We start from the raw sequence: 13,979 nt of genomic DNA, 5'->3' as shown, positions 1-13,979 counted from the left end.
TTCCCGTCACCGTGCGCCTTGCGCCGTCACAGGAACAACACCGGCAACACTAACAACAACCTTCAACGGCGACTTGAACCTAGTTCAGGGGGCACGAACAGTCCGGCACATCTGCGGGGTGTCCGACATCTGGGGCGATTGGCGTTTCCGACCCGCCGACCGTATGCTTGACCCTCGGTTGCTGTGCGGTTCGCACCTGCGTGTCGCACTTCACGGCCCCATCGTTTAGTGGCCTAGGACACCGCCCTTTCACGGCGGCAGCACGGGTTCGAATCCCGTTGGGGTCACGCAATCGATGCTTCACCACAACTCAATAGCAAGGCCCTGTAGCGCAGTTGGTTAGCGTGCCGCCCTGTCACGGCGGAGGTCGCGGGTTCAAGTCCCGTCAGGGTCGCGGAGTGAAGCCTTTCCGCGAGGAAAGGCTTTCTCACCATCGGGAGGCTTGCCTCCCGAGGCTCTGTAGCTCAGTTGGTAGAGCGTCCGACTGAAAATCGGAAGGTCACCGGATCGACGCCGGTCGGAGCCACCATCCGAAGCCCCCGCGCAGTGGTCTTCAGGACGCCGCGGGGGTTTCGTTCATTCCGCGGCGACCAGCTTGTCGACGGCCGCCAGCAGGTCGGGCCCGAGGAAGGGCTTCACGAGGAAGTCGTCGACACCGACGGCGAGCGCCCGGTCGATGTCGGATTGCTGGTTGCGCGCGGTGAGCATGAGGATGCGCGGGCGCTCGCCCCCGTCGGCGAGAAGTTGCTCGGCGACGCCCAGCCCGTCGAGGCGCGGCATCATCCAGTCGAGCACGACGAGATCGGGCATCCGCTCGCGAATCTGTTCGAGCCCGTCGATCCCATCGACCGCAGAACGCACCTCGTGACCGGCGCGCTCCAGCCTGCGCACGATGAGCATCCGGATGTCGTCATCGTCTTCGACGACGATAACGCTGCCCATGCGGGACCCCCTGTACTGGCGTCGCGGGCGAGAGCATGCGCGACTACGGTCGCAGTATATTCCGCGACAGGGCGTGGGGAGGGGTCATGTACCGCGACAGTTTGACGGCAGCGGTGCGCCGTCAAACGACGCCGCGTTACTGGATGTCGATCGCGCTGATGCTCGTGCTCGTCTTCTTCGCAAGCGTCATCTCGGCCGAACTCCGGTTTCCGGGCGAGTCGACCGCCCCGTGGTGGCCGGCCGCCGGCATCTCGGTGATCGCGGTGTTCGCCGCCCGAGGTCGGGGCGTTGCGGTCGCCGGGCTGATCGTCGCGGTCACGACGGCCGCGAATCTCGTCGCCGGCACCCTCTGGTGGGTAGCGATCGGTTTCGGCATCGCCAACGCCGCCGAGGCTTGGCTGGTACCGGCGATCACCCGGTACGGACGCCGCCCTGGTCACCGCTTTCGACACCCCGATGCCGCGCAGTACGTCATCGCGACCGGCGGTGGAGCCGCCGTTGCCGGGTTGCTCGTCGGGCTCGTCGTGGCGCTGAACGAAGGCGACCTCCTCGGTACTGCGGCTCAGGTCGCCGCCTCGCACGGCAGCTCGGTGTTGTTGCTCGGCGCGCTCGGGGTCATCCCGCGCGCCTCGTTCATCCCGCGCCGCGCGTTCGAACTGCTCCTTCAGGCGACCCTGCTGGCCGCTGCCGTCGTCGTCGCGTTCGGGCCGGGACAATACGTTCCGGTGGCGTTCCTGATCATCCCGGTGATGGCGTGGGCAGCGTTTCGGTTCACTGCGGGGGTGACCCTGATCGAGATCACTCTGGTGAGCTTCGCGATCACCATGCTGAGCTTCCTCGGCGGGGGGGCCTTCGCGGTCTTCGCCGACGGGAATGGCGAGGTGCTCATCGGACTAATCCAGCTGTTCACCCTCGCCCTCGGTGTGTCCCTGCTGCCGCTCGCGGTGGCTCAGGACGATCGAAACGACCTCTATCTGCGGTTGAGTGCACGCGAGCAGCTGCTGCGTGGTGCGATCATCAGTTCCGACGCCGGGTTCATCGTCGTGCGCCGAGAGGACGGCGGTGGCCACCTCGTCGTGGAGTCGAACCCGAACGGGGAACGGATGCTCGCCTCCTGGCTCAGCCGGGACGGTGACAGGACGCTCGTCGACGGCGTGCGGCTGGCGGAACTCGCCGAGTCCACCGGTGACCCTGTCATGACCGACGTCGCGTTCCCCGACGGCCACCACCTCGAAATCTCGGTGAACGTCGTCGCAGGCGACGCGACGCTGCTGCTGATCCAGGCGATCGACGTCACCGAACAGACCAAAGCGGCGCGGGCTCTCGCCGACGCGTTCGTGCACGAGCGGGAAGCGGCGGATCGCCTCCGCGCGCTCGCCGCTCAGAAGGACGAGTTCGTATCGTCGGTGAGCCACGAGCTGCGCACGCCGGTGACCAGCATCCTCGGCTACGCCGAAGACCTGGCCGAAGCCGACCTCCCCGAGAGCGAACGGCGGAGCGTCGAGGTCATCATGCGCAACGCGCGCCGGCTCGCCGACCTGGTCGAAGATCTTCTCGATGTCTCCCGGGAAGCGGGCCAGTCGGGTGGGGAAGCAAACGCGGTCGACCTGCGCGCGGCGATCAAGCAGTGTGTCGAAGACCTGAGCGCGATCGCCGAGCGCGCCCACGTCACCGTCGCAGTGGTCGACGACGGCCAACGCGTCGTCGCGGCCGATCGTCTCGGTCTCGACCGCATCCTCGTCAACCTCCTCGCCAACGCGATCAAGTTCACCCCGCCCGGCGGGCGGATCGACATCACGACCGCGGCGGTCGGCGACTTCGCCCACGTCGAGATCACCGACACCGGGCGCGGCATCCCGCCAAGCGAGCTGGGCAAAGTCTTCGAGCGCTTCCATCGCGTGGCGGCAGGGAAAGACTTCGTGCCCGGCACGGGCCTGGGTCTGCCGATCGTGCGCGATCTGGTCACCCGCATGGGTGGCCGGGTCGAGCTGCGGAGCGACGGCACCACCGGAACGACGGCGATCGTCGAGCTTCCGCTGTTTCGCGAGGCTGACCTCACCGCTGGCGCCACCCCCCGGTGATCGCATTCGACCGCGGGTCGGGCGCCTCCACCGTTCCCGAGGTCGGAGGCATCGGCGGTCGGCGCAACCCGAGGCGACTCATCGTGACGGCGAGGACCCGGTCGGCGACGCCAGGGGCCACGGCGTGAAGAGCGAGGAACGACCCCTGAACCATACCGACGACCCGCCGCCGCCGCGGGCGCACTGACGCCCGGACGATGGCACGCGCGACGCGGTCGGGTTCGACGGCCGGCGGGATGGGGTGGATGCTGCGACCGGTGCGGTTGGCAGCGTGCTGGTAGATGGGGGTGTCGGTCGTTGCGGGCCAGATCATCGCCACATCCACCGGATGTGGGCCGCGACGCAGCTCTTGGCGCACCGAGGCCGCGAAGCCCGCGACCGCGTGCTTGCTCGCCACGTACGCCCACACGTAAGGGCTGGCGAGGGCGGAGAACACCGACCCGACGATCACGACCACCCCACCGGAACCCCGGAGGGCGGGAAGTGCGGCCCGCACCTGGTCGATGGTGCCGTGCAGATTGGTGTCGATGATCGCGCGGGCCTCGGCGGCCGGCATCCGGTCGATCTCGCCGTAGCCGAACACGCTGGCGGCGGCCACCCACACGTCGATGCGACCGAACCGACGCTGTGCCTCGTCGGCGATGCGCTCCACCTCACCCGGTCGCGTGATGTCGGCCACCACGATGCCCGCCTCGGCCCCAAATCCGACGCACTGATCGGCCACCTCGGTGAGGCTCGACCGGCTCCGCGCGGCCAGCACGAGGCGACACCCGTGACGCGCGAACCGCAGAGCGGCGGCCCGCCCGATGCCGCTCGATGCGCCCACGATCACGACGACCGTCGACGCATCGAGGCGTCGGCGCATGCTCAGGCCGACTCGTGAGCGCCGGCCTGATCCGTTTCGTCGGCCACCCGCACGCCGTGTCGGTACACCAGCTCACCGCCGAGGAACCCGGAGACTCCCAGACCCAGCAGTCCGATGATGCCCAGCACGAGTCCGAGCGCGGACGGGTCGTCGCTGCCGAGGTGCACCGCCCACGCGGCCGTGAAGATCACGACGGCGGTGAGGTTGAGCACCAGGTGGGTGGTGGCGATCTTGCGAGCGCGGGTTCCCGGCGTGAGGCGCGTGTAGTCGAGCAGCCCGAACACGGCCGCGACGACGGCGGCGAGCACCCCGAGGCCATAGAGCCATCGCGCGCCGGTCGTGAACGCCGCGGGGTCGTCGCCGGCGAAGGCGACGATGTCGAAGATCACGGCCATCAGCCAGGCCCCGATCGGCACCGTGACGAGCATCGGATGGAACGGATGCCCGTACGGCCCCGCGATCGGGGTGGCGGGTCGCTTCGCCCGTCGAAGTGGGGTGTCGGTCATGGCGCTACCTCGTCTCTCGTCGATGAAAGGCCGGAGACCTCACGGTACGTAGGGCCTGCTGACGCACAGAAGGGCTTGCGCGGCGGCTCGCACCGAGCTAGCGAGGTCGTGCCCGACGTGGTGTGCTGGGCGGATGCACGACGCCCAGCATCCCGACGAGCCGCACGGCAACGGACTCGCGAGCCGCCTCAACTGGCTGCGCGCCGGCGTGCTCGGCGCGAACGACGGCATCGTGTCGGTCGCGGCGATCGTCGTCGGTGTCGCAGGTGCGACTCCCGCGTTCGCCCCGATTCTCACCGCCGGTGCCGCCGGCCTCGTCGGCGGCGCCGTCTCGATGGCGCTCGGGGAGTACGTGTCGGTGAGCAGCCAACGCGACAGCCAGCGCGCGCTCATCGCCAAGGAGACCCGCGAGCTGCGCGACATGCCCGACGAGGAGCTCGACGAGCTGGCCGGCCTCTACGCCGCCAAGGGCATGTCCCCCGCGACCGCCCGGCAGGTGGCGATCGAGCTCACGACCCACGACGCGCTCGCCGCTCACCTCGACGCCGAGCTCGGCATCCGGGAAGAGGATGTCGTCAGTCCCTGGCAGGCTGCGGGCGCCTCGGCGGCGGCGTTCACGGTCGGCGGTCTGCTGCCGTTCGCCGCGATCCTGCTGCTGCCGGAGCCGGTGCGCATCCCGCTCACCTTCGTCGCCGTGCTCGCCGCCCTCGCCGCCACGGGAGCCGTGAGCGCGTGGATCGGCGGCAGTCCGTGGCTGCGGCCCACCCTGCGGGTCGTGATCGGCGGGGCGCTCGCCCTCGGCGCGACGTTCCTCATCGGAACGTTGTTGGGAGTGTCCGGCGTCGTCTGACCGGATCGGTCGGTGCGCTCACATCCGCGCGAGCTCGTAGACGATCACGCTGGTGATCATCGGGTTCGTCTTCGCGAGGGCGATCGCCTCATCGGCTGACTCGGCGTTGAGAATCGAGTAGCCCGACAGAGACTCGAGGCCCGTTTCGATCGGCTGGACCCCCTGCGGGGTAACCTCCGCTCCACCGCTCATGGGATTGCCGCTGTCGATCATCCGGTCACCCATCGACGCAAACCACGACATCCACGCGTCACCGATCTCTGGGGTCGGGGTCACGTAACCCTTGTAGAGGAACATGAACTTCTTCACGGGGTGCTCTCCTTCTTGTTCGCCGGTGTACGCGTGATCGCGGCCACGTAGTTCTCGAGGGTCTCGGTGTCCGAGCCCCAGTGCGGGCTGTAGCCGTCCAGCCAGCGGCGGACGGCGAGCAACCCCTCGCGGCGCACGGCCAGGAAGTTGACCCGTCCGCTCTTGAGTCGGCGGATGAGCCCGGCGGCCTCAAGGACGGCGAGGTGGCGGTTGATGGCCGTCAACGAGAGCCCCACCTGCTCGGCGACCTGCTGGATCGAAGCGGGCTGCGACGCGAGCACGTCGACGACGCGGCGACGATGTGGACTCGCCAGCGCCGCGAATACGGCGTCGAGCCTCTCGTCGTCCTCTTGATGGTTCACAATAGTGTGAACTATAAGGCGGCAGCGTCAGACCGTCAAGGGCCCGTGACGGGGGTGCTGCCTACCCTGGAGCGATGGACGTCATCCTCATTCCCGGCTTCTGGCTCGACTCCTCTGCGTGGGACGACATCATTCCCGCCGTGCGCGCGGCGGGTCACGAGCCGAAACCCATCACGCTGCCGGGCTTGAAGCCCGCCGACCCCGAGGTGGGGCTGCGCGATCAGGTCGACTTCGTCATCGGGCTCGTGGATGCCACGACCGGCCCGGTCGTGCTCGTCGGGCATTCGGGTGGCGGCGCGGTTGCGCACGCCGTCGTGGATGCGCGACCCAAGCGTATTGCGAAGGTGATCTACGTCGATTCGGGGCCGCTCGGCGACGGCGGATTGATCAACGACGAGTTCACGGCCGTCGACGGGATGGTGCCCTTGCCGCCCCGCGAAGAATTCGACGACGAGACGGTCGTCGACATGGACGATGAGCGCTGGGCGGCCTTCGCGGCGCGCGCGCTGCCGATCCCCGAGAAGGTGGCGACCGAGAAGCAGGTGCTCTCCGATCCCCGCCGCTACGACGTGCCGGTCACGGTGATCACGTGCGAGATGTCGGAGGCGACCCTGCGCGAGCTCATGGCGAAGCAACATCCCTACGTCGCCGAACTCGCCGCCGTGAAGAACTTCGAGATCGTCGAACTCCCGACCGGGCACTGGCCGATGCTGAGCAAGCCGGCACAACTCGCCGCCCTCGTCGCGGCGGCCCTGCCGGCGTAACGCTGCTACTCCGATGCGGGGGCCTTGCCCGACGCCTTCAGGTCGGCGTAGTAGGCGCGCGCCTCATCCTGCCGCTGCTTCTCGGCGCCGGTCGCGATCGGCGCACGCAGGTGCTCCGGCGCGAAGCCGAAGGCATCCACGAGATCGAGCGCGTGCGTGCGCAGCCTCGGCAGCAGGCGGTCGTCGATGTAGTCGGTGATCGCGACAGCACGGGCCGTTGAGAGCCGCCCATTGATCAGATACCAGGCCGCATGCTTCTCGACCAGCGTGAACCCGAAAAGGTCGCGCAGCCAGGTGAGCACCTGCTTGGTGCCGGGGTCGGTGGTGGCGTCGACGGCGTCGGTGAACGCCTCCCACTCGAGCAGCTCGGCGTGCGCGTAGGCGGCCTCGATCAGCTCGTTCTGGTTCGCGTTGAAAAGCGCCGCGGCTTTGAGTGGAGGCAGCTTCGCGACTCCTTTCAGGCGGCCGGCGATCTCGGCGACCATCGTGTGCACCCGGTCGGTGAGCAACTGCCGCTGGGCGCCGGGGCCGCGCACGAACCCGATCGACCGGGCGCGGGATCCGAAGTCGGCGAAGCTCTGCACGAACGACCGCAGACCCGAACGGTTGATCGCCACCTCGCCCACCTGCGCGGCGACCAAGCCGGCAATTGCTGCGGCATCCGCGTTCTTGAAGCCCTTCGCGTAGTCGGCGAGCAGGCGTTTGGCGACCAATTGCAGCAGCACGTTGTTGTCACCCTCGAAAGTGACGTAGATGTCGAAATCCTGCCGGAGGTGCGTCAGCCGATTCTCGGCGAGGAACCCGGCGCCGCCGCACGCCTCGCGCGACTCCTGAAGGATGTCGAGGGTCGACCAGGTGGAGAATGACTTCAGCGCGGCGGCGAGGGTTTCGAGCTCCTGGCGGTCGGCATCCGTCGCCTTCTCGCCGCTGAAGACGGCGTGGAAGGACTCGAGCAGCCGTTCGTGGGCGAACGACATCGCGTAGGTCGTCGCGAGGCGGGTGAGCAGCCGGCGCTGGTGGCGCTGGTAGTCGAGAAGCACGATCTCTTCGCCGTGCGGACCGTCGGCGAACTGCCTCCGCTCGCCGGCGTAGGTGATCGCGATCTTCATGGCGAGCTTGCTCGCGACGACCGCGGAGCCGTCGAGCGAGACCCGGCCCTGGACGAGCGTGCCGATCATCGTGAAGAAGCGGCGACCGGCGCTCGGGATGCTCGAGGTGTAGACACCGTTCTCGTCGACGTCGCCGTAGCGGTTGAGCAGGTTGGTGCGCGGAACCCGCACGCCGGTGAAGTGCAGCCGGCCGTTGTCGATTCCGTTGAGCCCGCCCTTGAGCCCGTCGTCGTCGCCGCCGATGCCGGGCAGGAAGTCCTTGCCGTCGCGGATGGGCACGTACAGGGCGTGCACGCCGTGGTTGACCCCGCCGACGATGAGCTGGGCGAACACGACCGCCGCCTGGCCGTGCAGCGCCGCGTTGCCGAGGTAGTCCTTCCAGGCCGCGCGGAACGGGGTGTCGATGACGAACTCGTCGGTCTCGGGGTCGTAGGTGGCCGTCGTGCCGATGCTCGCGACATCCGAGCCGTGACCGGTCTCGGTCATCGCGAAGGCGCCGGGCACGGCGAGGCTCATCGCGCCGGGCAGGAAGTTGTCGTGGTGGTGCTCGGTGCCGAGGTGCATGATCGCGGCGGCGAAGAGGCCCCACTGCACGCCCGACTTGATCTGCAGCGACGGGTCGGCGATCGCGATCTCTTCGAACTGGGCCAGGTTGCCGCCGTGGTCGTCGAACCCGCCGAGCCGCTTCGGGAACGCCCGCAGTACGGTGCGCTCGTCGACCAGCTTCTTCAACTGGCCGAGTACGCGCTCGCGGTGCTCCGCCATCGACTGCCCGGGAATCTGGTGGAAGTCGTCGCGCTTCATCAGCTCGCGCGATGCGAGGCGCACGTCCTTCCAGCGGCCGAGCAGGGTCTCACCCAACGCAGCGACATCGACACGCACTTGTCCACCGGGAGTCACCGCGGCAGCGCGGTCAGTAAGATCCGTCATGTTCTCACGGTACGTCGGGGGTGCCGAGGCGCGCGGAATCGTCGTCGAGGGCTACGAACCGACCGCGTCGGGCAGCCGCGAGAGTTGTCGATGCTCTACAAGCTGGGCTGCTCAGGTTCGGAGCAGTTCTACAGTTGCACTCCCGTTGCGAACGTGTCGCAGGCCCCGACGCCCTGGGTGAATCCAGTGCGGAACCACGACTGGCGCTGCTCGCTCGAGCCGTGCGTCCAGGTCTCGGGGTTCACCTGGCCACTGCCGAGGTTCTCTTGGATGTAGTCATCCCCGACGACCTCCGCCGCGTTGAGTGCATCGGCGATCTCGGCATCCGTCGGTTCCTTCAGAAGGGCGATGCCGCTCGAATCCTCGGTGTCGCTCGACGCGGCCACCCAGGCGCCCGCGTAGCAGTCCGCCTGCAGCTCGAGCCGCACCCCGTCGGAGGTCGGTCCCTGATCTTGCAGGTCGAGCCCGTTCATGGTGCCGACGATGTTCTGGATGTGGTGGCCCCACTCGTGGGCGACGATGTACATCTGGGCCAGGCTCTGGCCGGTCGCCCCGAACTGCGTCTGCAGCTGGTCGAAGAACGCGGTGTCGATGTACACGGTCTGGTCGGGCGGACAGTAGAACGGGCCGACGGCGCTCGTGGCGTTGCCGCATCCCGTGCCGACGGAGCCGCTGAAGAGGATGAGCTGGGGTGCAACGTAACCCTCGACCTGGGTTTCCCAGTAGAGGTCGAGAGAGGTCGCCGCCCCCTTCATCCGGCAGTCGAGGATCTCGTTCGCCTCTTCGCCTGTGTCGCAGTAGTCGAGCGACGTCTCTTCGACTGTCGGCTCGCCGCCGCCGAGGAAGGGCGCGAGCCCCGAGAGGTCGAAGCCCGTCAGCTGCGAGACGACGAAAAGCGCGATCACGACGAGCCCGCCACCACCCGCGCCGATGGCGGTGTTGCGCCCGCGCCGGGAGACGCGCCCGCCGCTGATGTTCGCGTCGTCGTTGAAGGTCATGAAGGAACGCTATCGGGGGTCATCGATCTGGCGAGCCTCTTGCTCTCGAGCCGATACAGCACGTGGCGGCGCAGGGGGCTCCCGATCGCGACGTTCGGGTGGTCGAAGTCGTCGATGGGATCACAGGTCATGCCCAGGCGCTCCATCACGGCGCGCGACCGCGCGTTGCCGACGCTCGTGAACGACACCAGCTCGGGGACGCCGAGGGTGTCGAACGCGAAACTCGCCGCGGCGACGGCCGCCTCGGTCGCGAAGCCGTGGCCCCAGGAATCCCGCCGCAGCCGCCAGCCGATCTCAATCGCCGGGGTGAACGGCGCCTCGAACCCCACCGGGTTGAGCCCCGTGAAGCCGAGGAACCGGCCTTCGTGCTCCACAGCCCACAGCCCCCAGCCACGCGTCGTCACCGCCGCTTGGAACCGATCGAACAAGGCATTTGACTGCACCCGGTCGAGCGTCGACGGAAAGAACTCCATCACCTGCGGGTCGGCGTTCATCGCCGCCCAGTCGTCGCGATCCGCGTCGCGCCAATTGCGCAGCACGAGCCGTGCGGTGCGGATCACGCCGCCGTGACCTCGGCCGCCGCGACAACCTCGAGCACGCCGTCGCCGTAGGCCTCGAGCTTCTTCTCGCCGACGCCGCTGATGGTGCCGAGTTGTTCGAGCGAGGTCGGCTTCGTCACCGCGATGCCGCGGAGTGTCGCGTCGCCAAACACGATGTAGGCAGGAACCCCCTGCTCGCGCGCGACGCCCGCCCGCCACTCCCGCAGCCGTTCAAACAGGCCGCGGGCGGCATCCGGCAGTTCCACCCCGGCGCGCTGCTTCGACACCTTGGCCTTGCGCTCGGGCTCGCGGCGCAGCATCACCCGGCGGGAGCCATCGAGCACCTCGGCCGCGGCGGGGGCGATGACGAGCGTTCCGTAGCCGTCGGAGCTCACCGCGAGCAGCCCCTGCGCGAGCAACTGCCGCACGACACCGCGCCACTCCTGATCACCCAGCTCAGTGCCGATGCCGAAGGTCGTCAGTTCGTCGTGCCGGTTCGAGCGCACGCGGTCGGTCTCCTTGCCGAGCAGGATGTCGATGAGTTGCCCGGCCCCGAACCACTGATTGCGCTCGCGCTGCAGTCGCACGACGGTGGAGAGCAGCTTCTGCGCGGGCACCGTGCCGTCCCATGCTTCCGGCGGTTGTAGACAGGTGTCGCAGTTGCCGCACGCCTCACTCTGCTGGCCGAAGTAGCTGAGAAGCTGCTGCCGGCGGCACGACACCGTCTCGCACAGGGCGAGCATCGCATCCAGATGCTGGCCCATGCGCTGCTTGTGCGCCCGGTCGCCCTCACCCTCGTCGATCATGCGGCGCTGTTGCACGACGTCTTGCAGGCCGTAGGCCAGCCACGCCGTCGACGGCAGGCCGTCGCGGCCCGCGCGACCCGTCTCTTGGTAGTACCCCTCGACGCTCTTCGGCAGATCGAGGTGGGCGACGAATCGCACGTCGGGCTTATCGATGCCCATGCCGAACGCGATCGTCGCGACCATGACAATGCCGTCTTCGCGCAGGAACCGCGACTGGTTGCGCGAGCGTACCTGCGCATTGAGACCCGCGTGATACGGCAGCGCCGGGATGCCTTCCGCCACAAGCGCGTCGGCGGTCTTCTCGACGCTCGCCCGCGACAGGCAGTAGACGATGCCCGCGTCGCCCGGGTGCTCGCTCTTCAGCAGCGACAGCAACTGCCCGAACGGCTGATTCTTCGGATCGATGCGGTACTGGATGTTGGGGCGGTCGAACGACGACACGAACTGCCGCGCCCCCGCGAGGTCGAGCCGCTCGGCGATCTCCTTGCGGGTGACTTGCGTCGCCGTCGCCGTGAGCGCGATGCGCGGCACTGCCGGCCAGCGCTCATGCAGCACTGACAGCGCGAGGTAGTCGGGCCGAAAGTCGTGGCCCCACTGCGACACGCAATGCGCCTCGTCGATCGCGAACACCCCGACATCCACGCGGTCGAGCAGCGCGAGGGTCTGCTGCAACTTCAGCCGCTCCGGCGCAAGGTAGAGCAGGTCGACGTTGCCGGCGAGTAGCTCCGACTCGACGCGATGCCGCTCGGCCGCGTCTTGCGTCGAGTTGAGGAACGCCGCCCGCACCCCGACCGCCGAGAGCGCATCCACCTGGTCCTGCATGAGCGCGATGAGCGGCGAGATGACGACCCCCGTGCCCGGCCGGACCAGCGCGGGGATCTGGTAGCACAGCGACTTGCCGCCGCCCGTCGGCATGAGCACGAGGGCATCCCCGCCCGCCACGACGTGGTCGATGATGGCCGCCTGCTCGCCGCGGAAGTCGGCGTACCCGAAGACGCGGCGCAGCACGTCGAGCGGGGCTTCGGGGGTGGCAGTCACGCGCCCACCCTACGACGCACCGCCGATCCCCCGGCCTCCGGGACGCGACCCGGGGATGGAGGCCGTCGCGGTAGCTTGGGGAGGTGCTGGCGATCGTCATCGGACTGGCGAGCGCCGTCACCTACGGAGTCGCGGACTTCTTCGGCGGACTCGCCGCGAAACGCACCCCCGCGGTCGTCGTCACCGCGTTCGTCGCGCTCGTCGGGCTCGCCGCACTGGTGCCGATCGCGCTGCTGGTGCCGGCCCGCCTGTCGTACGAGGCGGTGCTCTGGGGCGGGCTCTCGGGTGTGACGGGGGCGGCGGCCATCTTTCTGCTCTACGCCGCGCTCGCGATAGGACCGATGAGCATCCTCTCGCCGCTCACCGCCGTGCTCTCGGCGATCGTGCCGATGACCTGGGGCCTCGTCGGCGGGGAGCGGCTGCCGTGGTGGGGCTACCTCGCCCTCGGCGGGGTGCTCGTCGCGATCGTGCTCGTCGGGTTCGTGCCCGAGAAGGGCGCCGTGCGGCCCCGCCTGCGCGGGCTCGTCTACGCGACCTTCTCCGGCATCCTCATCGGCTGCTTCTTCATCCTCGTCGACCAAGCCCCCGCCGATTCGGGGCTGTACCCGATCGTCGCGAACCGCGTCGTCGCCGGGGCGATCCTGCTCGTCGTGCTCGCGGTGCTGCTGGTGCGAGCGCGTCGGCGTAGCGTGCCTGCCTTCCCCGGGCTGCGCGGGGCGTGGGGGCTCATCGTCGCCTGCGGAATCGCGGATGCCGCCGCCAACGTGCTGATCCTCACCGGGCTGCGGATGGGCGACCTCACCGTGATGAGCGTGCTCGCCGCGCTGTACCCAGGCGGCACGATCGCCCTCGCCGCTCTCGTGCTGCGGGAACGCATCGCGCCCGTGCAGTGGGTGGGACTGCTGCTCGCGCTCGCCTCGGCGGCCGTGCTGGCAGTCCCACCCGCGGCTTAGAGCAGCCCCTGCTCGGTGAGCCAGGCTTCCGCGACGTCGGCCGCGGAGGGCTTGGCATCGCCGGCCATCTCGGCGTTCAGCTCGAGCAACACCTCCGTCGTGATGAGCGCCGAGACCTCGTCGAGCAGGTCGGCGATCTCGTCGGTCAGCACCTCGGCGTTGAGCAACGGGATGATGTTCTGCGCGGCGAACAGGTCGAGATCGTCTTCGAGAACGACGAGGTCGTTCGCGGCGATCGACGGGGTCGTCGTGTAGATGTCGGCCACCTGGATGGCGCCGGCAAGCAGGTCGGCCAGGGTTCCCGGGCCGCCGTAGTCGTCGATCGCCTTGAACGTGAAGCCCTCGAAGCCGTAGACCTCGGCGAGGCCGTCGCGCCAGCGGGGCTCGAACTCGGTGTTGGCGCCGAGGGTGATCTCAGCCGACAGCGGGGCGAGGTCGCCGATCGTCGTGAGGTCGTTGGCCTCCGCGAACTCCGCGGTCACGACGAGCGCATCCGAGTCCTCACCCGGCGCGGCCTCCGTGACAGCCAGCCCGAGCGGTTCGAGAGCCGCGGGGAGCGCCGCCTCGACGTCTTCGGCCGACGTCTCCTGGGCATCCGGGTTCGCGTAGACCAGCGCGTTGCCGGCGTAGTCGGGGATCAGGTCGATCGACCCGTCTTGCAGCGCGGCGATGAAAGTTTCGCGCGAGCCGATGCCGGCCTCGTATTCCACCTCATAGCCATTCGCCGCGAGCACCTGTCCGTAGATCTGCGCGAGCAGCTCGCTCTCGGGGAATGCCTGGTTGCCGATCGTGATCGTGTCGCCGGTGTCGCCGCCGTTCCCTGAGTCGAGCGGGTCGGCCGTCGCGCAGCCGGCGAGCACGAGCGCGCCGACCCCCAGCGACAGCGCGCCGACAGCGGCGCGCTTCATGGTGCGAGAGAACATCCGA

At 68.8% G+C, this 13,979-nt stretch carries 14 protein-coding genes and 3 tRNA genes; 7 read left to right on the top strand and 10 right to left on the bottom strand.

The features are described from left to right. Nucleotides 1-214: 214 nt before the first annotated feature. From WBL06_RS00650 to WBL06_RS00640, 3 genes are all read left to right on the top strand, one after another. Nucleotides 215-287 (top strand) — tRNA-Glu (locus WBL06_RS00650). A gap of 33 nt (nt 288-320) precedes the next feature. Next, a tRNA-Asp gene (locus WBL06_RS00645) sits at nt 321-394 on the top strand. A gap of 59 nt (nt 395-453) precedes the next feature. Then, nucleotides 454-529: transfer RNA gene (locus WBL06_RS00640), tRNA-Phe, on the top strand. 47 nt (nt 530-576) lie between these two features. Here the strand turns inward: WBL06_RS00640 and WBL06_RS00635 are convergent. Continuing rightward, complete coding sequence (locus tag WBL06_RS00635) at nt 577-942, bottom strand: response regulator transcription factor (RefSeq protein WP_424454038.1); 366 nt, start codon at nt 940-942, stop codon at nt 577-579. Between the two features lie 143 nt (nt 943-1,085). Here WBL06_RS00635 and WBL06_RS00630 point away from each other — a divergent pair, with 143 nt between their 5' ends. Beyond that, entirely contained in the window at nt 1,086-3,023 is a 1,938-nt protein-coding gene (locus WBL06_RS00630) for an ATP-binding protein (RefSeq protein ID WP_424454037.1), read from the top strand. Here the strand turns inward: WBL06_RS00630 and WBL06_RS00625 are convergent. Together WBL06_RS00625 and WBL06_RS00620 are read right to left on the bottom strand one after the other, a co-directional pair. Beyond that, nucleotides 2,998-3,888: an SDR family NAD(P)-dependent oxidoreductase gene (locus WBL06_RS00625; RefSeq protein ID WP_424454036.1), complete on the bottom strand. Its 891-nt coding sequence runs from the start codon at nt 3,886-3,888 to the stop codon at nt 2,998-3,000. The genes WBL06_RS00630 and WBL06_RS00625 overlap by 26 nt on opposite strands. A 2-nt stretch (nt 3,889-3,890) precedes the next feature. Beyond that, nucleotides 3,891-4,394 (bottom strand): DUF2231 domain-containing protein, encoded by a 504-nt coding sequence (locus tag WBL06_RS00620; RefSeq protein ID WP_424454035.1) that lies wholly within the window; start codon nt 4,392-4,394, stop codon nt 3,891-3,893. A gap of 133 nt (nt 4,395-4,527) precedes the next feature. Between WBL06_RS00620 and WBL06_RS00615 the strand changes: the two genes are divergently transcribed. After that, complete coding sequence (locus WBL06_RS00615; RefSeq protein ID WP_424454034.1) at nt 4,528-5,244, top strand: VIT1/CCC1 transporter family protein; 717 nt, start codon at nt 4,528-4,530, stop codon at nt 5,242-5,244. Between the two features lie 18 nt (nt 5,245-5,262). Here the strand turns inward: WBL06_RS00615 and WBL06_RS00610 are convergent, their stop codons facing one another. After that, a complete protein-coding gene (locus tag WBL06_RS00610; protein ID WP_424454033.1) occupies nt 5,263-5,553 on the bottom strand; it encodes a hypothetical protein in 291 nt (96 codons plus the stop codon). Beyond that, nucleotides 5,550-5,915, bottom strand: coding sequence for an ArsR/SmtB family transcription factor (locus WBL06_RS00605; RefSeq protein ID WP_424454032.1), 366 nt, complete (start codon nt 5,913-5,915; stop codon nt 5,550-5,552). Before WBL06_RS00605 ends, WBL06_RS00610 begins: the two co-directional genes overlap by 4 nt. 74 nt (nt 5,916-5,989) lie before the next feature. Between WBL06_RS00605 and WBL06_RS00600 the strand changes: the two genes are divergently transcribed. Further along, nucleotides 5,990-6,679 carry an alpha/beta fold hydrolase gene (locus WBL06_RS00600; protein WP_424454031.1) on the top strand — a complete coding sequence of 230 codons (690 nt, stop codon included), beginning with the start codon at nt 5,990-5,992 and terminating at the stop codon, nt 6,677-6,679. A 5-nt stretch (nt 6,680-6,684) separates the two neighbouring features. Here the strand turns inward: WBL06_RS00600 and WBL06_RS00595 are convergent, their stop codons facing one another. The 4 genes from WBL06_RS00595 to recQ all read right to left on the bottom strand — a co-directional run bounded on the left by WBL06_RS00595 (nt 6,685) and on the right by recQ (nt 12,099). Continuing rightward, complete coding sequence (locus WBL06_RS00595; protein WP_424454030.1) at nt 6,685-8,718, bottom strand: acyl-CoA dehydrogenase; 2,034 nt, start codon at nt 8,716-8,718, stop codon at nt 6,685-6,687. A gap of 128 nt (nt 8,719-8,846) precedes the next feature. Beyond that, nucleotides 8,847-9,716 carry a KPN_02809 family neutral zinc metallopeptidase gene (ypfJ, locus tag WBL06_RS00590; protein WP_424454029.1) on the bottom strand — a complete coding sequence of 290 codons (870 nt, stop codon included), beginning with the start codon at nt 9,714-9,716 and terminating at the stop codon, nt 8,847-8,849. After that, the gene (locus tag WBL06_RS00585) at nt 9,713-10,276 is read right to left on the bottom strand and encodes a GNAT family N-acetyltransferase (protein WP_424454028.1); all 564 of its coding nucleotides are present in this window, start codon (nt 10,274-10,276) and stop codon (nt 9,713-9,715) included. The genes ypfJ and WBL06_RS00585 overlap by 4 nt, the downstream gene beginning before the upstream one ends. Further along, on the bottom strand, nt 10,273-12,099 hold the full coding sequence (gene recQ / locus WBL06_RS00580) for a DNA helicase RecQ (RefSeq protein ID WP_424454027.1): 1,827 nt from the start codon (nt 12,097-12,099) through the stop codon (nt 10,273-10,275). Before recQ ends, WBL06_RS00585 begins: the two co-directional genes overlap by 4 nt. A gap of 83 nt (nt 12,100-12,182) precedes the next feature. Here recQ and WBL06_RS00575 point away from each other — a divergent pair, with 83 nt between their 5' ends. Continuing rightward, nucleotides 12,183-13,052, top strand: a complete 870-nt coding sequence (locus WBL06_RS00575; RefSeq protein ID WP_424454026.1) for an EamA family transporter — start codon at nt 12,183-12,185, stop codon at nt 13,050-13,052. On the opposite strand, the gene WBL06_RS00570 is transcribed toward WBL06_RS00575, so the two are convergent. Next, the gene (locus tag WBL06_RS00570) at nt 13,049-13,975 is read right to left on the bottom strand and encodes a glycine betaine ABC transporter substrate-binding protein (RefSeq protein WP_424454025.1); all 927 of its coding nucleotides are present in this window, start codon (nt 13,973-13,975) and stop codon (nt 13,049-13,051) included. The genes WBL06_RS00575 and WBL06_RS00570 overlap by 4 nt on opposite strands. Between the last annotated feature and the right edge of the window lie 4 nt (nt 13,976-13,979).

This window comes from Pseudolysinimonas sp., assembly GCF_049651805.1.
Taxonomy (GTDB): domain Bacteria; phylum Actinomycetota; class Actinomycetes; order Actinomycetales; family Microbacteriaceae; genus Pseudolysinimonas_A.
The sequence above is the reverse complement of the archived record's forward strand: the minus strand, read 5'-3'. Positions and strand labels throughout refer to the sequence as shown.